Source organism: Pedobacter punctiformis (assembly GCF_027213715.1).
GTDB classification, from domain to species: Bacteria; Bacteroidota; Bacteroidia; order Sphingobacteriales; family Sphingobacteriaceae; genus Pedobacter; species Pedobacter punctiformis.
Genome location: NZ_JAPWGM010000002.1, coordinates 88010 through 107384, shown reverse-complemented (window position 1 = coordinate 107384; position 19375 = coordinate 88010). Strand labels below are relative to the sequence as shown.

Genomic DNA, 19375 nt, shown 5'->3' with positions numbered 1-19375 from the left:
TTTCATTATAGCCCCGATAGAAAAAATCGGCGGCTGTCATTTCAATCAGGGCTATTTAACAAAAAATTGTATGGATATTAAATTGTATAGATATTAAAGGAAACCTCAACTAAATGCTCTTATATGTCTTATATGGTTAAAATTATTGATTTAAAATAGCCTTTATCTTTTCGTAGCTGATCTGTTCATCCGGTTCAATTAAAATGCCCTTCACTCCTGCTCCATTAGCCGCTTCAATATCACGTGGCTTATCCCCAATCATAACCGATAAGGCCGGATCAATATCAAACATATCAATGGCATCTAAAATCATTCCTGAAAGTGGCTTTCTGCATTTACACACTCCTGAGACTGTTGGATGGTGTGGACAATAATAAACGGCAGCAATTTCTGCCCCTTTTTTGGTAAAAGCATTTCGCAGCATTTGGTGCATAATAGCCAATTCATCTTCGCTGTATCTTTTTAAAGCAATACCACCCTGGTTGGTAATTACAATCAGCAGGTAGTCTTCGTCAAAGAGTTTTTTAAGTACGGGAATTTGGTAATCCAGGATTTGAAAATCTTCTACACGGCAAATGTAATCATGCATTTCGTGATTTAAGACGCCATCACGATCCAAAAAAATAGCTTTGTTCATTATCAGATATGAGTATTGGGATATGAGGTAATTCCTCATTTTTTATAATTGCCCAAAATAAGGGAAAATTAATGGCATAAAAAAGCCCAATCCTTTTATAGACCGGGCTTAAATAATATTGTATTTTTAAATACTCTATTTCAATTTCAAGCCAGCCTTATGTCCTTTTATGGCAAAAAACAGGATGTAAAGATAACATGGTAATACCGTTAAAAGAAAGGCTAATTGAAAGTTTATGTGTAATTTTTCATTTAAAAAAGCATACAATAATGGCATTAATGCACCACCTGCAATACCCATAATCATAATAGCCGAACCAATTTTCGTAAATTTACCTAAGTGGCTGATACCAAGCGGGAATATGGCCGGCCACATTAACGAATTTGCCAGACCAAGTAAGGCTACAAAAATTACCGCAAACCAACTGGAAATAATAAAAGATAAAAGCGTAAATATTATGCCTAAAATAGCACAAATTCTAAGGGCTTTTTGTTGAGAGATATATTTTGGAATGGCAATGATACCAATAATATAACCTATTAACATACTGAAAAGGGTAATAGAGGTTAATTTTCCACTAATTTCTACACTAATACCTAACTCGCGACCATAAATACCAATAATATCACCGGCCATAACCTCTGCACCAACATATACAAAAATACAAAGGGCGCCCAAGAATAAATGTGGGAATTGGAAAATGCTTTGGTGTTTTACCACAGCTCCTTTACTTTCATCTACTACATCTTCTTCAACCTCTACCTCCGGAAGATCCGTAAATTTGATTAAAACTGCAAAAAGGCAGAAAACTATTGCCAAAATAATATATGGCATATTTACACGGCCTAAAACATCATTCAACAATTGTTCATGTACAGCACCAGTAGCCTCTTGTATTTTCTTCTCAACTTCCGAAGCATTTTTTAAGAATAAACTGCCCATAATCAAAGGCACAATCATTCCTGCAAATTTATTGCAAATACCAGCCATACTAATGCGTTTTGCGGCACTTTCTATAGGCCCTATAATGGTTAAATAAGGATTTGAAGCGGTTTGAAGTAAAGCCAATGCTGCCCCCTGAACAAAAATACCGGTTAAAAACAAACCAAATGTTCGGGTTTGTGCTGCAGGTATGAATATCAAAGAACCTAATCCTAAGATGACCAGGCCTAAAATGATACCATTTTTAAACCCAACTTTTTTAAGTATCCATGATGATGGCAAGGCTAAAAAGAAGTATGCCATATAAGAGGCAAAGGTTACAAAGAAGGCCTGTAAATTTGAAAGGCCAAAAGATAGTTTAAAGAAAGGGATTAATGTTCCGTTTGCCCAGGTTACAAACCCGAAGATAAAAAACAAGATACAAATGATAACAAGTGGTTTTGGTCCCCTGGAAGGGTTTTGTGCGGTTTGGTTAAGCATAGTTTGGTTATGGGTTGTTTTGAATGATAGTGCCAAACTAAACAAATAAATTAAAAATTATATCATCAAACGTTTGCGTGATTTTAATATTTATCAACCTGCCTTCTTAACAGAGTTTATATGGCACTCTGAACCTCAAAAATTAAACAAATAAGGTCGTCAAATCTTATTAAATTTCTTTACAAATAAGGAATGAATATATTTAAAGTCGCGAAAAGGTAATTAATCTTCCTATAAATCAACAGACTAAGTTATTTGCAAAAAAATTATTTGCAAAACATGCTTCGGAACCCTACATTTGCAGCACTTCAAAGAAACGAAAACGTTTTAGAGAGATGATTCCGTAGCTCAGCTGGTAGAGCATTACACTTTTAATGTAGTGGTCCTGGGTTCGAATCCCAGCGGGATCACAGAAAGCCAAAACCATCTTTATTTAATTTAAAGATGGTTTTTTGCTTTTATAATAATTTGCAGATTTTGTGTCCGATCTCGGTGATGTAAACTTTATGGGAATAACTAAAAAAATAGTCCTTTTTCAAAAAAATTGTTTTTCACCAAACTAAGGAGAAAATACCATATTAGATTTTCACATCTCTACTCATCGAGTATATATCAAAAAGCTGAAAATCAATTCCTATAATAAAGTGGAAACCCATTATCAGCAAGACTATCTTTTAACAATATTCGCAGTAATCAACAAGATGAAATGGTATTCTTACGGGGAACCGAATCAATTTAAATAGAGTACGCCTTCCATTACGATTATAGAAGATCCGCTTATCCAAATTCCATCGGTCACTACTTCTGCCTCAATAACTGATGGCCGATTTACATAAGCGCCTTGTAAGATATGTAAACTTTTGTTTTTTTTCACATAGCCTAGTTTTTCAAGATAGCCTGTTAATGGTCCCACTGCGGTTCCTGTCGCTGGATCCTCATCAATACCAATGCTTGGGTTGAAGAAACGTGTTTCTGCAAGAAATTCACTTTTGCCATGTTCTGTCGTAAAAAGATAACAGCCTTCAAATCCGAATTTGGTAGAGGCCTCTTTTAGAAGCCTTTTATTCAATACCGCTTTGTTTAAAAATTCAAAATTCTTTATGGGGACCATCAGGTGCCCCACCTCTGTTTTTACAATATTGATATTCCAATCGTTAAGGGTAAGATCGCCCGCATTTAATCCAATGGCCTCAGCAATTATGCTGGCAGGTACTGTTCCAATGATTTCAGCAGGTCGCTGTTTCATGCCAACGTAAGGAATTCCATCCTTTTCATTAATCTTAAGCGGAATTTTTTCACCCGCCATTAACACCCAAGTCTGTCCACCTTGTTCACGGAAAATATCCCATTTCTTTAAAAGAGCCAGGCATACCGCACCCAATAAATTATGTCCCGCACCAGTGATCTCAAATTTCGCTGGGGTAAATGACCTTACGCTAAACGCTTTTTCAGCTGCCGAATAATTTACAAAAGAAGTTTCTGAATACCCAAACTCCCTTGATATGTCATGATATTGTTCCAATTTCAATTGCTCCTCAGTATAAACTACCGATAATTGATTTCCTCTAAATTTTTGATCCGTAAAAACATCCAATACGTAATAGTCGATTTTTTTTTTTCATTGTTCCATTTTTATGATTTCAAAATTAGAACACAATACTTTAAATTTGTTATCGGTTAACTAATGGTTACTGGTTACCTTTTGTTAACTATCAACTTATGGAAATATCAATCAAACAGGAAGCGACCTGTGAGCAGGAGCTTGTGGCTATCCGAGATAGTCTTGAAATTCTTGGCGGCAAGTGGAAGCTAAGAATTATGCGATACCTCAATAATCATATTGATGAAAAAAATACCTTTAAAAAGATCCAACGTGAAGTTGAAGGTATATCTGCAAAAATGCTTTCAAAAGAGCTGCGGGAACTTGAAATAAATCTCCTTGTTACCCGGACAGTGATGGATACGCGACCTATTACCGTGAATTATGCAATGACAGAATATGGGTTGAGCGTTTTTCCAGTCACCGAAACATTAGTTGAATGGGGGTTAAATCACCGTGAAAAAATAAAGTAGTACAAGGCTGAAGGGAAATCTACCAGTAGATACGAGGCCAAAATATCCAAATTAACAATGAGAAAACGATGGAATTATAATGAACTATATAGGGCAAACAAAATGGTTTTATGTAATTTGTGTGCACAATAATATACCATAGTAGTCAAATCACAAAAAACTCTACTAGAGAACTTTCATTCCTTTGCCATCTAATTCATCCATCAAATTAATTATCCGTTTTAAATCGGATACAAAAGTTTGCAGGGTGGCTTGTAAAATTACCGCTAACGGTTTGCAGCTTGGCGAAGTGGCGGAAATCAAAGCGCAAATGTTCAGTTTTGAAATGTTCAATCGAAGAACTGCTATTGAATTTAGTACTGAACCCGCCATTTTACCAAACTGCTGTTGTGCGTAGTTTTATTTTATCAGTTCTAATATCCATTTTATACAGTCTGTTGGTTCTACAATTGACCAAGAATGAGGATGTCTCGTTCCATCAACTCTAAATCCTTTTCCAATTGCTGGAATGAATTCAGCTCTGGTATTTCCGCTTTGCATTAAAAAATTTGTCATAGCCGAAAGATTGGCTGCATTCAAATCATAATAAGTTCGTCCTTTGTTTTTGAGCTGCCATAATATATCTGGGTCGCAATACAACCTTACAGGAACATCAACCAAATATTTTGCATTACCACCATCATCTCTACTTCTTGTATACGTTGAGGCTTCAATATATTTTTCAACGTGTCCTTCTGGCGAACCCTCATATAGTTTTTCAAAACTATTAACTATGAAATGATCTTCTTGCAAAGCCATTTTTTTATTTTCTGATAATTTATCACCTTCTTTTTCGTACTTAACAATTGCATTCTTTGCTCCATTATATAAATCTATCATATCTACCGGAGGATCAACGCCAATTACTGCCAATGGTTTAAGGTAAGTATCGTATTTTGCATTACGAGACATTTCTGTATATTGAAGTGAGTTCATTCCGCCAAGTGAAAGTCCACTTAAAACAAATTTATTTTTTGGGGCCTTATATTTCACAATAATATCTTCAAAAACGGTGTCAAAAAATTGCTTTGCAATTGCATCAGTTTCTAATGTCTCGTTATAATTTGAACTTACAACTACAGTCATAATATTCTTATCATAAGCTAATTGCATCAAATTTTTATTACAACTAATTACATTTTCTGCGCTTTCGCCAGTAGATGGAAACAATACTAAAACTGCTTTTATAGTTTTTTGAGGAACGAGTGCATAATAGAAAAGTGGGTCGTCTTTACCAATATTGTTATAAATCTCAAAAGTATTTTTTATAGCTAAAGTTTCTTTTTTCAGAATTTTTAAATATTTTGTGTCTAAATTTAAAAATTCACCATTTACAAAGTTGCCAATCGTTTTTCCGCCATTTTTATAATAAGCAACACCTTTTCCGTTTAATGAACCATCGATAAAATTTCCTTCATAGTTTGCATATCCAATAATTTCAAATTTTCCTTTTCCATCAAATTTTCCTTGCTTCATTTCGCCTTTGTAAGTAGCTGCCAATTCATTGTTTTGATACCATTGCAAAAAACCTTGTCCTGATGCAAAATCATTTTTGCAGTTGCCATTCCAAATAAGGCTGTCCGTAGGTGTTACTTCATCTAACCATATTTTGCAATTGGCTTTATGGTCTTTTACATACTGTCCATTGTTTTGAGCAAAGGAATTTGTGGTTATTAATATTAAAAGTCCAAAAATTAGTAATCTCATTCTTTCTGTCGTGTTATGTTTGAGTGTCGCTGAAAAATTACGCACAACGCTCAAATATCCGAAGGTTTTGCTTAACATAAAAATTTATATGTATCAATTTGCCAATAACTTATGGTTTTATATCCTTACAGATATTCATAATGCGAAGTCTTATGGATACTCAAAATACGAAGCCTAAATTTTATCTTTTCTTCTTAAAATTACTTTGGGAACGCATCGAGACAAAAAAGTAATTTGGTTAAGATTTTATTATAATAAATTTTCAACGATTTGATGTCGGTTTTTTTTTATTTATTAATCTATTGTTAATCAAGCATTTATTGCAATAAAATTAAGATATTGATGCAATTAAATACTTCAGAAAGGGAAAGTCTTCAATTGTGTTAATGAAATTCCGATTTTTCTATAAAAGTCCTGTAATTTTTAATAATAAAAAACGACACTCCAAAAACTAAAAAATTAAAAGGTATGGCGCTTAAAATAGCTAAACCACCCCAGGTTAAACCATAAAACATATCTAAAAATATTTTTTTAAAAAAATCATATCCCTGGGGGAAATAACCTGCATTCATATCAAAAAAAGACCATAAGAACCCAGAAAAAATTAAGGAAAAAGCAATCCAAAATATATAAAAAATGAAATAGAACATATTTTTATGAATCATCTTTTTGTTTCTCCCTAACAGTAGCATCATTATCATAAAAAAAACAGCAAATACCATTAAAAATGAATAGGGATGCGTCCAATGATACGCTGATCCTAAAGGAGATCCAACAACTTTATCAGCTAACTTATTAAAAATAAAATATAATCCTGATGTAGTGACATAAAAAACGACACTACATAAAACAGCATATGATAATCTATTCAATTTCTTGAGGGGTAGCATAAAATTCATGGTATCCATTTAAATATTTACATCACTATACAAGTTAAAACCTACTCCTTTCTTATAAAATTTTCTCCAATCTTTAAATGATTTATTTTCTATTTTATAGTAACTGTCACTTGTAAGTCCATATGGATTTACCGATAGTTTTTAATTGCGTTAATGAAATTCCCTTTTTTCTAATATTCCTTCTCTATAGATTTCAGTATATATCAATTGCCCTTTTTTCCTTGTACTTAATATGGGCTCTCCTGCTTCTTCATTATATTTTTGCAATAATTTATAAAATTTCCACTTTCCAATTGGTAAACCATTTTTATACTCCGCTTCCAAATAAGTATATGGATCCGTAAATTCCGGATATTTTTGTAAATCCATATATCCATTTGATTTGAATTCTATCCATTTTCCTTCTCTGTTGTGATTTTTCACCATACCTTGCTCTTCATCATTTTTATAAAAACCATCATTATCATAGTATCTTGAAAATTTTCCGGAGGGCAGAATCTGATATTTATTTAAAGGTTTTAATTTAAAAGGATCGTCAGTAAACTCGTAATCCTGTAAAGAAATTATATAATTTTTATCTATATTAAATAGCGTATTGTTTGAAAATCCCATTTCTCTTTCGTGATTAAGATATATCCTCTTCATGTCGATAAGCTTATCGTCCTTCGTTGAGATTAAATAAATTTTTTCAATAAATGGTTTAGCGTAACGAACGGTATTAAAGACAGCCGTAAAGTACAAGGAATACTCTCCATAACACAGAAAATCAGATGCAATTTTAATGCGGTCATATTTTTCATTGATATTATTGCTAAATGGCAGAAAAACATCGTATTCTTCAGGAAGTAGTAAAAAATCTTTTTTTATTACTTCTTCAAATTTTAATGAATTGAGTTCTTTCAATTTATTTTCATCCCGTATTGCAGACAGAATTGAGTCAATGGTTATTCGTTTTGAAATATCTGAATACCCAAATGGTAGAGTTATACAATTAATTTTATTTGTGTTTAAAAAAAAGGGCCTTTTATCTGTTGAATGAGCTGCTATTTGAGCCTTACTATAGGAAGAAAAAAGGAAAAACAAAATAGTAAAACAAGCTATATTAATTTTATGCATATATATATCATATTTGATTGATCAAATAAACAATACTCTTCCTCTTTGCAGTCAAACCATTTACAATTCGTACAGGATCGTTTACAATTCGTAATCTAAGGGCATACCATTCAGATTAATTAAATTTTCTATAAAATAATTCGGGGGATAGTCCTGTTGAGTTCGTCAGATTCAATATCAACACTTACAAAGGCCCTGCAAAGATAATGTTAGCAAAGCTTTTGTTTTTTTAAGGGTGTTAAAACTTACACAGATCAACAGAAACTGTCTTCGTATATAGCCGCCATATGCTAAGCGAGTGTTAGGGGTTCAGCTAAATTTTCACCAATTTGTCCATTGCTTTTTTTTCTTTTATTGATAGTTGTTTTAAAATTTCTGATGCTTGTTCAATAAATTTTTTGTCTTTGGTTTTACTAACTTTTATGAATAAATCTGCAATTTGTGTCCATAAGTTTGCAATGTCAACAAAATCTTTATGCGCTTGTTTAAGTATGTCGATTTGTAAAAGTTCGTAACTTTCTTTGAGGAAATCTCGGTATAAGTTTCTAAATAAAGCTCCACCTGTGCCCGCCCTTTCCATAATCATTGCACAAGTTTCAAATTCAGTTTCAATATTCTTACTCCTGTCAAACCATTTAAAAAGTTCGTTGCTTGTTTTTAAAATCCCTTTGTATCCAATATTGTTAATTGGCGGATTTAAATAATCATTTGCGTTGTTACGAATTGCAGTTTTTATAGCAGTTGTCAACTCAAAGTTTTTGTTTGTCTTGCTCAGAACGAAGTAAAGATTTTTAGATGACATTGGCCCTTTTTCAGCTCTGGCCTTTGCTAAACTTATCAAACTTGTTTTTACTTGCCCACCTTGTTGTTTCGTGTCTACCAAAAAGGCATTTTCATGATCGTAACCATAAACTGCTACATAATGTCCTGCAAAATGAAATGGCTTTGAAAAATACTCCAAATGATAGCAGTCCAGTTTTAGTCCAACAACTTTGCCATTATCAAGCAGTTGCTTTACGTTGTCCCAAGCCTTTTGAGTTGAAGAAGTTTCTTTAACTGTTAACTCAAGGTTAAGGTTTTTGGCTAAGTTTTGTGTTAGCAAATCAGCCTTTACTCGTCCGCCAATAAAGGGAAAATCCATTGTTTTCATACTCCAGAAAATGAAACCAAGTCCTTCTCCAAGTCCAAAAAGCATGGGTTCGGAAAGTTCAATCCCAAGTTGTCGCAATAAAGTTCCTGTGGCTGTTGTTTCACAATGTTGGCCATCAAATGGTTTTAAATTTTCTATTTTCATTTGTTTACAAGGTATGTCATAGCTTGCGCCTAGCTCTCTAATATACGCAACTCACCATAATTTTAAAATTCTCAAAAAACTTAATGACTATTAAATGTCACCGTTTAAACTATCCAAGCTTCTAAAATTAATAACTGATTTTTCGATGTATGGATTCTAAAATAGATCAGGTAAAAGGAATTGTTAATCATAAAAAACAAATATTTTTACGCTTCCTAAAAATCACAAAAATCAAACACTTATAAAAACGTAGCTAAGCAACATTGAAATCAACCAGACTATTTTCAGAAAGTAGTTTTATAAATAAAAATAATTTCTATATTTGCACTCCCTAAAAGGGAAATGATTCCGTAGCTCAGCTGGTAGAGCATTACACTTTTAATGTAGTGGTCCTGGGTTCGAATCCCAGCGGGATCACATAAAAAATAATCGGAAAGTATACCTCTACTAGGGATAAGCTTTCCGATTTTTGGTTTAAAAATTTTCTTCAGTTGTTATTTTTTCATTTATCAACTCATCGCTCGAGGCAATTATGAATTGCGTTGGCAATTAAATATTTTTGCACAATAGTGCAACATGTAACTGAAAAGAGCGTAATTTAGTTAATGAGGATTTTTGAAACCATAAAGCCAACGAACAAACTTCTCGAAAAATACATTAGCTATTATTATATCGATATTGCTGATGATTATTTTAATGAATACATCTGTTATCCACATATCAATAATACAGTATCATTATATAAAAGTCATACAATTAATTATGTGGTTGGCAATTCCATAATCAATTTTGAAAAAGGCGGTTCTCCCCTTCAAATATTCACACCACTACGTGAAAAACTCTTGAAAGTTACTCAACATGGTCCCGTACATAAAATAGGCATTGTTTTTAAACCTTTCGGAATCAATCAGTTTTTAGCGAGTGAAATGGAAATGAATAAAATAGTTGCTTCGCCATCATTTATGTTTTTTGAAGCTAAATTTCTTCACCTTCTTTTCAGCGAAAATAATTTAGCCAATATTGTTCCTGCAATGGAAGAACAGCTTACAAAAATGCTCAGACCTATTGAGAATTTTTATATAGAAAAAGCCTTAGAAATTCTTCATAATACAGCCAATGAAACAAATATTGATAAATTGGCCGCAACCGACTTAGGAATTAGCAGAAAACATCTACAGAGATTATTCAATAAGTTTCTTGGAACAACCCCTCAAAAATACAAGGCCATTGTTCGTTTCAGGAAATTAATGAACCACCAATTTAATGATGAACAACAGCATAACCTTACATCCCTATCCCATCAAGCTCACTACACAGACCAATCTCATTTTATCAAAACTTGCAAGCAACTTACTGGTTTAACACCAGCTAATTTTTTTAAAAAAGGTAAGATTATCGGCTCAGAAGATACTTTCTGGAATTTTACAGGCTAATGTCCCAATTTTACAATTTGCCATAAAATATACTAATTAAATTTGATGCCAAATTCGAGTAATCATAAGATATGGATAATTGTAGAAAAATCGCTTTACTATTGATTTTACTTGGGCTATTTGGTAAGACTTATGCCCAAAAACTAAGTCAGGAAGTACTATATTCAACTAATGTTAAAGATAGTATTGCTTACCACGTCTGGCTCCCAGACAATTGGAATAGCAATCAAAAATATCCTGTTATCTTAATGTATAATTATGGTGCTGCAAACGATAACCTATTGGCATCTACTGTAAATTATTTTGCTAACCATTTACGTATGATCCCCAATAGCATTGTGGTTAATGTTATGGTAAACATGAACCAAATTGGTTATAACTATGAAACAGGTGATATTACAAAAGCAGGTAAGAACTTAATAAGTTGTTTGAAGGAGGAGATTTTTCCAGTGTTACATAAAAAGTATAATGCCTCCACATATGTTAGTTACATCGGCCAATCTTACGCAGCAAGTTATGGTAATTATCTTTTTTTAAATGAGCCAAAGCTCTTCAGCGCTTATGTAATAATCGCACCAGAAAAATTAGGAATTGGTCAACCTGGTTTTGAGCTAAACAATCAACTTATTCGCTTTTATAGAGAAAATCCAAGAAGTTATTACCTTGCCACTGGCGAAAATGATATAGAGCGACGTATAAATTATGCTAAAGAAATCGCAAAAAAAACTACGGGTTTAGATACCGTTAGTTTTAAATTTAAATACACCCATTTTATTGGTGCAGATCATAATACATTATTTGCTTATGCACTACCTAATGCGCTGGCGTTTTTATTCGAACCCTATAATAAATTTCTAGAAAACGACAGTAAATTATCTGCTTACCAAAATTTGGTATCTATCGAAAATCATCTAAGTGAATATTACGGTATAAATTTGGAGCGCAACTTTAAAAATTACAATTCTTTTTTGCAGGATGCCACAGGCAAAAAAGATACCTGTAGTTTGATCACCATTGTAAAGTATTTCGAAAATCAACAGTCAAAAGGACAAGACCTGCGCAACTTTGCTTATTTTTTCCGGATCAATGGACTTATTTCGATGTCTTATGCCTACTATCAAAAAGCAATAAAAAAAATACAGGACAATGAAATCAATACAAAAGCAGGCCATCAGGCTTTGGTAACTTGTTACCGTGAATTGGCATTAAATTTTTATCAAAATGAACCAATAAAATCTTGGGATCTTTTACAAAAGGCTTTAAATGACCCCTATATATATGATCCAAATATGAAGTATGATCTTGGTAAATTCTCAGTTGATCATAAATATAAAGTTGAAGAAGGCTTAAACTACTTATTAGGCTTTGCAGAGGATCGGGCTAATTTGGTAGATATTATTAACTTGCCCTATAGTAGAATTAATTTGTTAATAGCCAAAGCCTATTTTGCGCAAAATAATGTCAAAAAAAGTAAGGAATATGCCCAGATGGTATTAAAAGATGACCCTAAAAATACAGAAGCCCTGATCTTACTCGGTAAATGATATTAAGTATTTTAATTAAATTCTGCATGTATTAAGTCACATAGTCAGGATCTGTTGTTTTGCTGACGAATTGTTACAAGTGGCCAAGTTTTACATATTCTTAACAATGTAATCACACTTTAAAATCCATTGAAAGATGAATTAATGAATAAAAAACAATTCAAATAATCAGCAAAACGAGCCGAAAAATGAATTTCGAGGTTATCGCCAAATACGAACTCCTTTATTGAGGAAGATTCTGAAGAAATTCCCTTAGGTTTTAAACGAGATGTTAAGCAATTGTATTTGCTAATCTATCCTATTTTTCACTTTTGCTATTCCCGTTATAATGCTTAAGAAACCAAATATAGCCGTACCTATTTCCATTGAGGTAGATAGTATCTCGTTTATGATACCGATAGCACAAGTGCCTAAAAGAATACAACCAAATAGGATCATTAAAATACCCTTTATTTTTCTTGAAATCTTTTCTTTCCTGTTTCTTGATTCTTTTCTCTCAATATCCGATTTTCTTTCTTGTTCTTGCTTAATGATTTCGGCATTATAGTCTTGAGAGTATATCTTAAATTCATTTTTAAAAAATCCGTCATAACCGGTCAGGCTAAAAGGAGTTTTAAATTTATCTGAATAAAAAATTATTTTCTTGGGATTGTTATTTTTGATTGCTTCTACATCATTTCTCAGGTCATGTAATAGCGCTGAGGGTGAACTGAAGTTTGCGATTTCTAAAACGTCAACCTCAATAAACTGGTTGCTCTTAAAAATCAATTTCAGATAATAAATAAAGTCATTATATAACTGTAAATGGGTGGGAAAACTATTTTCAATAAATTTTTTTCCTGTTTCCGCGTTCTCTAAAAAATGCTCTCTTCCAATTTTTAAAAGAGAATATTCAGGCTCTCTTTCTTTGTTCCCTTTATTCACCTCCAATAAATTTAGCCCTATTTCAAAATCATCAATTATTTTTCTGTTTAATAAGGTAAGCCAAAATAGCGGGATGGTGTTATTGGCTTCAAAAATTTCTTCTGAAGTTTCTTTTGTTGTTATATTCAGATATACTCTATGTCCCATTATGGTAAGTAGTTATCATATTTTAATTTTGTTATCTATTAAGGTTTGTAATATACATTTTTGCTTTCTGTAAATTTGGCACAAAGATTAAAAAATCATTTCCTTTAATAATTATTTGAAGCATTAGATTTTCAATCTATTGTAGTAAAACAGCACAAAACAATTAAAAATTTAATTTTCTTCATTTTTTCCTTATTGTTAGACATATTAAAATTAGAAATGCTTTTAATTTCAAGTTAACGATTCAAAAAAAGACAAGATTTACAGTTACCCAAATGGTCTTCTATTATCAAACAATACGAATGAACCATTTTCGAAAAATATTGACCAGACTAGAGAAATCTATTACAACGAAAATTAAGCTAAATAAAATCATCCTTCCTGATAATTTATAGTTATTAAATACTAGATAAAGGGCTTTATCTACCAATACGGAAATGTTTTATTTGGACCCAATTGAAACAATTAGAATTAGAGGTTTTAATTTGCATTTAATTGGTTTATTCCTTATCTTCCTGTAGCGAAAGAAGTTCTTTAAAACAATACAAAACAGGTCAAAAAAAATTGGAATCCTTTCTGGAACCCCAATTTTGAAAACCTTCGATTTAACGCCAATAGGGCTGTTTTACAACATAAAACGGGATCCCAGCGGGATCACTTAAGGAGAAACTAGTAAGTAGTTTCTCCTTTTTTTATGTCAATAAAAATCTGTTACCCAAACTTTTATGGCTTGGTCATTTATAGTTCGATTTTTGCTACTTAAATCTTTGAGCTGACGAATGAAATTGTCTTAAAAATCTGCCCCAAGATACCCTTATGCTATTCTCTCTAAAGTTCGATTTCTCTTTGGGGTTTCGATGTCTTTTCTTCCTTGTCTTTTTTATAATTTGGCTGAAGCATTGGACAAACAAGATCTATATTAACTCCCTCCTTGCCCAAATGCAATGCTCCCTGCTTTTGGAGCCTTTTCTGTCACGGAATGACCGAAAATAGAGGTTTTTTTACAACCTTGACAGCTTTATTACCCAACCTATAAAGATTGCTTAAAGTGTTATATTTTATAGGTAATATCAATCATGCCCAGATTTGTTTTGGGCGAATAAAAAGCATGCAGTTTTCCCCAATCGTATTTTTTTTCTTTGGTAAACATTTTTTTATGTAAATGCTTGGTGTGGTTGTCTTTTTTTAAGGGTTTCATTTGATTCCAAAGTGGTGATTCTATTAATTGCTTTCCGTCATCAAACCGGATAAAAATCATAACCAACTTTTGAAAATCAAAATGTACCGAAATCATATATGACTTGCCATCAATTTCTTTGTTAAAAAAAGACAGATTTTGGATACCTGTTTCCAAAGCTTCAAAAGAATGATCTATTGTGCCTTTCATATTCTTGAGTTCTTCAAATGTGGTTTTGGCAGAAATGTATTCTTGGTTGCCAAAATATAATTCACCGATTTCCGTATTGATTAAGTCTTTCATTTTTTATAATAGGATCTTGAACAAACAATTGCCGGAATAAACTCGTAAATTTAATTTACTTTTTTGGAAGACTTTTATGCTTTCATTGTAGGTATCTATTTGGGTAGGCGCTCCCTTGTCATCAAAATAGGCATATTCTCCTTTAAATTTAGTTAAAAGATGAAGCACTTATGATTTTCATGAGCGCACAGATTTTACAATTTAAATGTCTGCTTATTATGCAGGCACTTAAATTATACATTTTCTTTCTAAATCATAAATGTCTGTTCTTCGAAAAATTAGCACTTCTTATACTAAGGGTGGTTTATTAATATGATAAAATAAATTGGCAGGCATACAGCTATTAGAATAAGATTAAGATTCCTCAACTTAAATTTTTCCCTGAAATGGAATATGATTGTTTCTATTATTATAAAAACAAACCAAATGGCAGGATAAAGGTAAGCGGCCAAAAGAAAGAAAAGCCCGTACTCCGAATTAGCCAGGGTTAAAATAGCTAAAAATAATATTACCGGCAAAAACAACCATATAAAACGTATGGTGAAATACCTGGTTAAAGCAGTTTGTTTTTTCAAAACAGGAGTCTCTGTATCCTCAAAGAAATCGTTTGGCTCTTTGTTCATATTATTTTACATAATGAAATAATGAAGTGATATTCCCATCAGCTTATTTCAGCTTAATTATTAGTAAAAGTAGTTTCTTGTTGTAATTAATTATTTTTTTTGACAAGGATTTTCTATCACACATTTTCTATCCAAATCATAAATATCTATTTGATTTTTCATTAATAATTCTTCCAATGCCGCTGAACCTTTTTCGAGCTTAAATTCCAACTCTTTATCTGAGATGGGAATGCACAATAAAAAATTTGCTTCTTTATTTTCGATATCCATTTGTACTAACTTTTCTGACCACAAAAACGGTTCAATAAAGAAAATATGTTTCATCTCAATGCCTTTGTAATAAAACTCAATCATTCTCTTGAAAATCCCACCTAAACCACATTCAAATCGATCTTTAATGATGTAAAATCCGCAAGTCGACAAAATATTTGTAGCTTTTTCAAATCTTTTATAGGCAGTCAGCATCAGTTCAAGAGGAATATTTTTACCATCTACAATATTTGGATAATTTGAAACACCAATAGTGCAATAAATCCCAATATTATTGTCAACGGGGTCTGTTAGCTTTAAAATATCCAGCTGATTGGTTCTGTCATTGTCATAATAAGGATAAACCTGGGGCTCAAAACCAATCGCTCCCGCAATAAATTTTGCCATTTTTATATCTTCTTCCAAAAGTTCTTTCATCGGTAAAACATGTTCGTTATTAGGTTACACGCACAGGGTGTAAATAAATCTAGTTATTATTTTTAACAATAGCATTTATATCGATTTAACAATAGCATTTATATCGAATGCCCTGGTGCAAAAGCACTGTTGAGAAATATGTCTGCACTCATTCTGGTAGATCAAAAACTGAAGAACATATTTATACCTTTGAAGCAGAGATTGTTGTTTGTGACTGGAAGTTATACGTTCTCAACGTAGGTAACTTAAGCGTAAAGACTTATTATGCAGCCATTAGATCGCACAAAAGCCTCAAATCTTCCGATAAATAGTTCGAGTTTTGTACCAGCACGCTCACAGAACAAAAAATAAAGCCTTATAGGGCTTGGATTTTATAATCTGAGCTTTTTTCTAAATATGCAATCATCAAAATTTAATACCTTTAACATCACCAAAAAATAATGTATGATATTATTGGGTTACTGGTTATTGCTTTATAAATATGGATAGAAGTCATTTTTTAGAAATAGCTGCTTTCATCGGGATTTTTATGGTACTTTTTCTTGCTTTGTTTTTGCTAACCGTAAAAACAAAACAAAGACTTGGAAATCGCCTTCTTGCTTTCTTTCTTTTCGCAAATGCTGTAGATGCTTGTAAATTTTTGATGCGTGATTTTCCTGTTAATTTCATCAACCTCGAAGCATTTCGTTGGAGTATTGTCTATTTGGTTTCAGCATCATTTTATCTCTATGTATTGTCCGTTTGTTACACTAACTTTCGATTAAAACCAAAACATTTACTACATGCGATTCCGTTTGTTGCCTTCAATCTGTATTTAGCGCCGGGAATATATTTTGGAGATGCAGCCATGAAAATGATTTTTTTAAAAGGGATGAATCAAATGCCCCTTACCTATTTTTTTGGATTTCTTTTTGAATTGCTGTTTCAGGTCTATTTTATTGCTTCGTTTTTGATAATCAGAAAGTCTAAAACGGTCTATCTCGAAAATTATACGAATCCCAATATTTCTGTACTCAACGCCCTTTACAAAATAACCATTCTGTATTATGTCTTACATTTTATAGTCCTTATAAGATGGGGGATTACTCTTACCTTTGGCCGAGGTGAGATCCGGGACTGGGTTGTAACGCTTGATGGCTTTGCTTTTTTATTTTGTACTTGCTGGTATCTATTTGTTGCGTTAAACAAACCTGAATTTTTCAGAGGCATCAATTCTCAATTAAAACCGATTACAGATGTTGTCCCGACACAAAAATCCTCTCCTGTAATCGATGGCGAAAAAAATAAGCAAATAGAATCTTTAAAAGATTTTATGATTGAAAAAGAACCTTATCTGGATCCTTCATTAACGATTCAGTATTTGGCCGAACAGTTAAAAATGCCGGTCAAAGATTTATCTATTTTGATTAATTTGTATATGGAAAAACACTTTTTCGATTTCGTAAATGAATATAGAATTGAAAAAGCAATGCAAATCCTTAAAGATCCTTCTCAAAAAGAACTGACTATTTTGGAAATCTTGTATCAGGTTGGTTTCAATTCCAAATCTTCGTTTAATACGTCTTTCAAAAAATATACAGGAAAAACACCAACAGATTTTAGAAAAAATTCAAATTAATTCGCTTTTTTCTAACAAATGCGTTCGACTTTTTTTAATCGGTCGCGTATTCAAGCATTCTGGCACATATTTGCGACAAAATAATTGAGTCTAAAATGAATTGCAATCCAACAGTTTTCAAAATCAAACAAACAAGCCTTGCCTTTTTTCTGATTTTATCATTCAACGCTTTTTCACAAAATGTAAACGAAAAAATCAAATCATTTGAAAATAATCTAAATTCTTGGGACAAGACTAAAAATAAAAAATCGACCTTAAAAGAGCGAATGGATTTTTACGAAGTAAATGCCGTAAGTATTGCTGTCGTGAAGGATTACAAAATAGAATGGGTGAAAGCCTATGGTTTCGCAGATGTGTCAGAGAAAAAATCGGCAACTACAGAAACCCTTTTTCAGGCTGCTTCTATTAGTAAATCTTTTAACAGCTTAGGAGTCTTGAAGTTGGTAGAAGAGCAAAAATTAAATGTAGATAGCGATATTAATAATTATTTAAAAAAGTGGAAATTTCCTTACGATTCTATTTCAAAAGGGAAAAAAATTACCACTGCTGATTTGTTATCTCACAAAGCGGGTTTATCTGTACAAGGTTTTGGAGGTTATGAAAAAGGGCAAGATTTGCCCACTATCACTCAAATTCTTGATGGTTTGAAACCTGCTAATTCTAATGCGGTTCTTTCTGTTTTTGAGCCAGGCTTAAAATTTCAATATTCAGGTGGAGGAACAACAGTTTCCCAATTAATCCTTGAAGATATAACAGGTGAAAAGTATGAAGATTATTTACTGAAAAATGTATTAACTCCATTAGGAATGACACACAGTTCCTTTAATCAACCCCCTTTTACCGACAAGAAAAATTTATTAGCAACCGGTTATCATGGGAACATTGAGGTTGTTGGCAAGTATCATATTTATCCTGAAAAAGCAGCCGCGGGTTTATGGACAAACCCGACAGATTTGGCAAAATATATTATCGAAACTCAATTGTCATTACAAGGAAAATCAAACAAAGTTCTTTCTAAAGATATGTCAATAAAAAGACTTGAAAATAATTTTGGGGTATTTACTCGTGATTTTAACGGGACAAAATACTTTGGTCACAGCGGCGGAAATTATGGATTTGTTTGCCATTACGTTGGAAGTTTGGAAGATGGAAACGGCATTGTTGTGATGACAAATGGTAACAATATGAAACTGATAGAAGAAATAGTTAGGAGCATTGCAAGTTTGAATCAATGGAAAAATCCCCCATTAGACTCTCCTACCAAAGAATCAATTTCTTTAACCATAAAAAAAATAGCCAATAAAAATATCGATAAGGGAATTGAACTTTACAAAAAACTGAAGATAACAAAGCCAAACGACTATAATTTTTCGGATAAAAGCGAATTGAACTCTTTGGGTTATGAATTTTTAAAGAATAATAAAATAGATGATGCCATTAAAATTTTCACACTTAATATTAATGAATTTCCAAATTTCCCGAACGCTTATGATAGTCGTGGTGAAGCCTATTTTAATAAAAAGGATTACACGTTATCTAAAGCTGATTATCAAAAAGTATTAGAGTTGGAACCAACCAATCAGAACGCAAAAGAAATGCTTCGTAAAATCGAAAATATTTTAAAAAAATAAACCTTTATGAAAATACTTAATCTAACAAGAAATATCAGCTGCTTTTTAGTTTTATTGCTCCTGTTTAGTTGCAGTACCAGAAATTTTAAAACGGGAAAAAG

At 32.3% G+C, this 19375-nt stretch carries 15 protein-coding genes, 2 tRNA genes and 1 pseudogene; 7 read left to right on the top strand and 11 right to left on the bottom strand.

The genetic code is table 11. The annotated features are described in order from the left end of the window. Positions 1 to 142 precede the first annotated feature (142 nt). Complete coding sequence (locus O0955_RS06270; protein WP_269426687.1) at positions 143 to 637, bottom strand: D-glycero-alpha-D-manno-heptose-1,7-bisphosphate 7-phosphatase; 495 nt, start codon at positions 635 to 637, stop codon at positions 143 to 145. A 135-nt stretch (positions 638 to 772) separates the two neighbouring features. Continuing rightward, positions 773 to 2059, bottom strand: a complete 1287-nt coding sequence (locus tag O0955_RS06265) for a sugar MFS transporter (RefSeq protein WP_269426686.1) — start codon at positions 2057 to 2059, stop codon at positions 773 to 775. Positions 2060 to 2396: 337 nt separating this feature from the next. Here O0955_RS06265 and O0955_RS06260 point away from each other — a divergent pair. Further along, positions 2397 to 2469, top strand: a tRNA-Lys gene (locus O0955_RS06260). A 320-nt stretch (positions 2470 to 2789) separates the two neighbouring features. Here the strand turns inward: O0955_RS06260 and O0955_RS06255 are convergent. Then, positions 2790 to 3668, bottom strand: coding sequence for a PhzF family phenazine biosynthesis protein (locus tag O0955_RS06255; RefSeq protein ID WP_269427226.1), 879 nt, complete (start codon positions 3666 to 3668; stop codon positions 2790 to 2792). A 110-nt stretch (positions 3669 to 3778) separates the two neighbouring features. Here O0955_RS06255 and O0955_RS06250 point away from each other — a divergent pair, with 110 nt between their 5' ends. Continuing rightward, complete coding sequence (locus O0955_RS06250) at positions 3779 to 4132, top strand: winged helix-turn-helix transcriptional regulator (RefSeq protein ID WP_269426685.1); 354 nt, start codon at positions 3779 to 3781, stop codon at positions 4130 to 4132. A gap of 399 nt (positions 4133 to 4531) precedes the next feature. Here the strand turns inward: O0955_RS06250 and O0955_RS06245 are convergent, their stop codons facing one another. From O0955_RS06245 to O0955_RS06230, 5 genes and pseudogenes are all read right to left on the bottom strand, one after another. Then, positions 4532 to 5956, bottom strand: coding sequence for an MORN repeat-containing protein (locus tag O0955_RS06245; protein ID WP_269426684.1), 1425 nt, complete (start codon positions 5954 to 5956; stop codon positions 4532 to 4534). Between the two features lie 305 nt (positions 5957 to 6261). Further along, positions 6262 to 6777 carry a hypothetical protein gene (locus tag O0955_RS06240; RefSeq protein ID WP_269426683.1) on the bottom strand — a complete coding sequence of 172 codons (516 nt, stop codon included), beginning with the start codon at positions 6775 to 6777 and terminating at the stop codon, positions 6262 to 6264. 9 nt (positions 6778 to 6786) lie between these two features. Next, positions 6787 to 6888: pseudogene (locus O0955_RS18195) on the bottom strand (DUF6402 family protein); the annotation flags it as partial. Positions 6889 to 6927: 39 nt separating this feature from the next. Next, a complete protein-coding gene (locus O0955_RS06235; RefSeq protein ID WP_269426682.1) occupies positions 6928 to 7893 on the bottom strand; it encodes a hypothetical protein in 966 nt (321 codons plus the stop codon). A gap of 313 nt (positions 7894 to 8206) precedes the next feature. Next, entirely contained in the window at positions 8207 to 9187 is a 981-nt protein-coding gene (locus O0955_RS06230) for a BtrH N-terminal domain-containing protein (protein WP_269426681.1), read from the bottom strand. Between the two features lie 344 nt (positions 9188 to 9531). Here O0955_RS06230 and O0955_RS06225 point away from each other — a divergent pair. From O0955_RS06225 to O0955_RS06215, 3 genes are all read left to right on the top strand, one after another. After that, a tRNA-Lys gene (locus O0955_RS06225) sits at positions 9532 to 9604 on the top strand. 188 nt (positions 9605 to 9792) lie between these two features. Then, positions 9793 to 10620, top strand: a complete 828-nt coding sequence (locus O0955_RS06220) for a helix-turn-helix domain-containing protein (RefSeq protein WP_269426680.1) — start codon at positions 9793 to 9795, stop codon at positions 10618 to 10620. 71 nt (positions 10621 to 10691) lie between these two features. Beyond that, positions 10692 to 12164, top strand: a complete 1473-nt coding sequence (locus O0955_RS06215; RefSeq protein ID WP_269426679.1) for an alpha/beta hydrolase-fold protein — start codon at positions 10692 to 10694, stop codon at positions 12162 to 12164. Positions 12165 to 12452: 288 nt separating this feature from the next. Here O0955_RS06215 and O0955_RS06210 read toward each other — a convergent pair whose 3' ends face one another. The 3 genes from O0955_RS06210 to O0955_RS06200 form a co-directional block, all read right to left on the bottom strand. Continuing rightward, complete coding sequence (locus O0955_RS06210) at positions 12453 to 13235, bottom strand: hypothetical protein (RefSeq protein ID WP_269426678.1); 783 nt, start codon at positions 13233 to 13235, stop codon at positions 12453 to 12455. A 1051-nt stretch (positions 13236 to 14286) separates the two neighbouring features. Continuing rightward, the gene (locus tag O0955_RS06205) at positions 14287 to 14715 is read right to left on the bottom strand and encodes a hypothetical protein (protein WP_269426677.1); all 429 of its coding nucleotides are present in this window, start codon (positions 14713 to 14715) and stop codon (positions 14287 to 14289) included. A gap of 713 nt (positions 14716 to 15428) precedes the next feature. After that, positions 15429 to 16025: a suppressor of fused domain protein gene (locus tag O0955_RS06200; RefSeq protein ID WP_269426676.1), complete on the bottom strand. Its 597-nt coding sequence runs from the start codon at positions 16023 to 16025 to the stop codon at positions 15429 to 15431. Positions 16026 to 16506: 481 nt separating this feature from the next. On the opposite strand from O0955_RS06200, the gene O0955_RS06195 reads away from it, so the two are divergent. Together O0955_RS06195 and O0955_RS06190 are read left to right on the top strand one after the other, a co-directional pair. Next, positions 16507 to 17643, top strand: a complete 1137-nt coding sequence (locus tag O0955_RS06195; RefSeq protein ID WP_269426675.1) for a helix-turn-helix domain-containing protein — start codon at positions 16507 to 16509, stop codon at positions 17641 to 17643. Positions 17644 to 17738: 95 nt separating this feature from the next. Continuing rightward, positions 17739 to 19274, top strand: a complete 1536-nt coding sequence (locus O0955_RS06190) for a serine hydrolase domain-containing protein (protein ID WP_269426674.1) — start codon at positions 17739 to 17741, stop codon at positions 19272 to 19274. The last annotated feature ends 101 nt before the right edge of the window (positions 19275 to 19375 follow it).

What these genes read in the sequence shown, in the direction of transcription:
- O0955_RS06270 (WP_269426687.1), bottom strand. Translation starts at nt 637, where the DNA reads ATGAACAAAGCTATTTTTTTGGATCGTGATGGCGTCTTAAATCACGAA.
- O0955_RS06265 (WP_269426686.1), bottom strand. Translation starts at nt 2,059, where the DNA reads ATGCTTAACCAAACCGCACAAAACCCTTCCAGGGGACCAAAACCACTT.
- O0955_RS06250 (WP_269426685.1), top strand. Translation starts at nt 3,779, where the DNA reads ATGGAAATATCAATCAAACAGGAAGCGACCTGTGAGCAGGAGCTTGTG.
- O0955_RS06245 (WP_269426684.1), bottom strand. Translation starts at nt 5,956, where the DNA reads ATGTTAAGCAAAACCTTCGGATATTTGAGCGTTGTGCGTAATTTTTCA.
- O0955_RS06240 (WP_269426683.1), bottom strand. Translation starts at nt 6,777, where the DNA reads ATGAATTTTATGCTACCCCTCAAGAAATTGAATAGATTATCATATGCT.
- O0955_RS06235 (WP_269426682.1), bottom strand. Translation starts at nt 7,893, where the DNA reads ATGCATAAAATTAATATAGCTTGTTTTACTATTTTGTTTTTCCTTTTT.
- O0955_RS06230 (WP_269426681.1), bottom strand. Translation starts at nt 9,187, where the DNA reads ATGAAAATAGAAAATTTAAAACCATTTGATGGCCAACATTGTGAAACA.
- O0955_RS06220 (WP_269426680.1), top strand. Translation starts at nt 9,793, where the DNA reads ATGAGGATTTTTGAAACCATAAAGCCAACGAACAAACTTCTCGAAAAA.
- O0955_RS06215 (WP_269426679.1), top strand. Translation starts at nt 10,692, where the DNA reads ATGGATAATTGTAGAAAAATCGCTTTACTATTGATTTTACTTGGGCTA.
- O0955_RS06210 (WP_269426678.1), bottom strand. Translation starts at nt 13,235, where the DNA reads ATGGGACATAGAGTATATCTGAATATAACAACAAAAGAAACTTCAGAA.
- O0955_RS06205 (WP_269426677.1), bottom strand. Translation starts at nt 14,715, where the DNA reads ATGAAAGACTTAATCAATACGGAAATCGGTGAATTATATTTTGGCAAC.
- O0955_RS06200 (WP_269426676.1), bottom strand. Translation starts at nt 16,025, where the DNA reads ATGAAAGAACTTTTGGAAGAAGATATAAAAATGGCAAAATTTATTGCG.
- O0955_RS06195 (WP_269426675.1), top strand. Translation starts at nt 16,507, where the DNA reads ATGGATAGAAGTCATTTTTTAGAAATAGCTGCTTTCATCGGGATTTTT.
- O0955_RS06190 (WP_269426674.1), top strand. Translation starts at nt 17,739, where the DNA reads ATGAATTGCAATCCAACAGTTTTCAAAATCAAACAAACAAGCCTTGCC.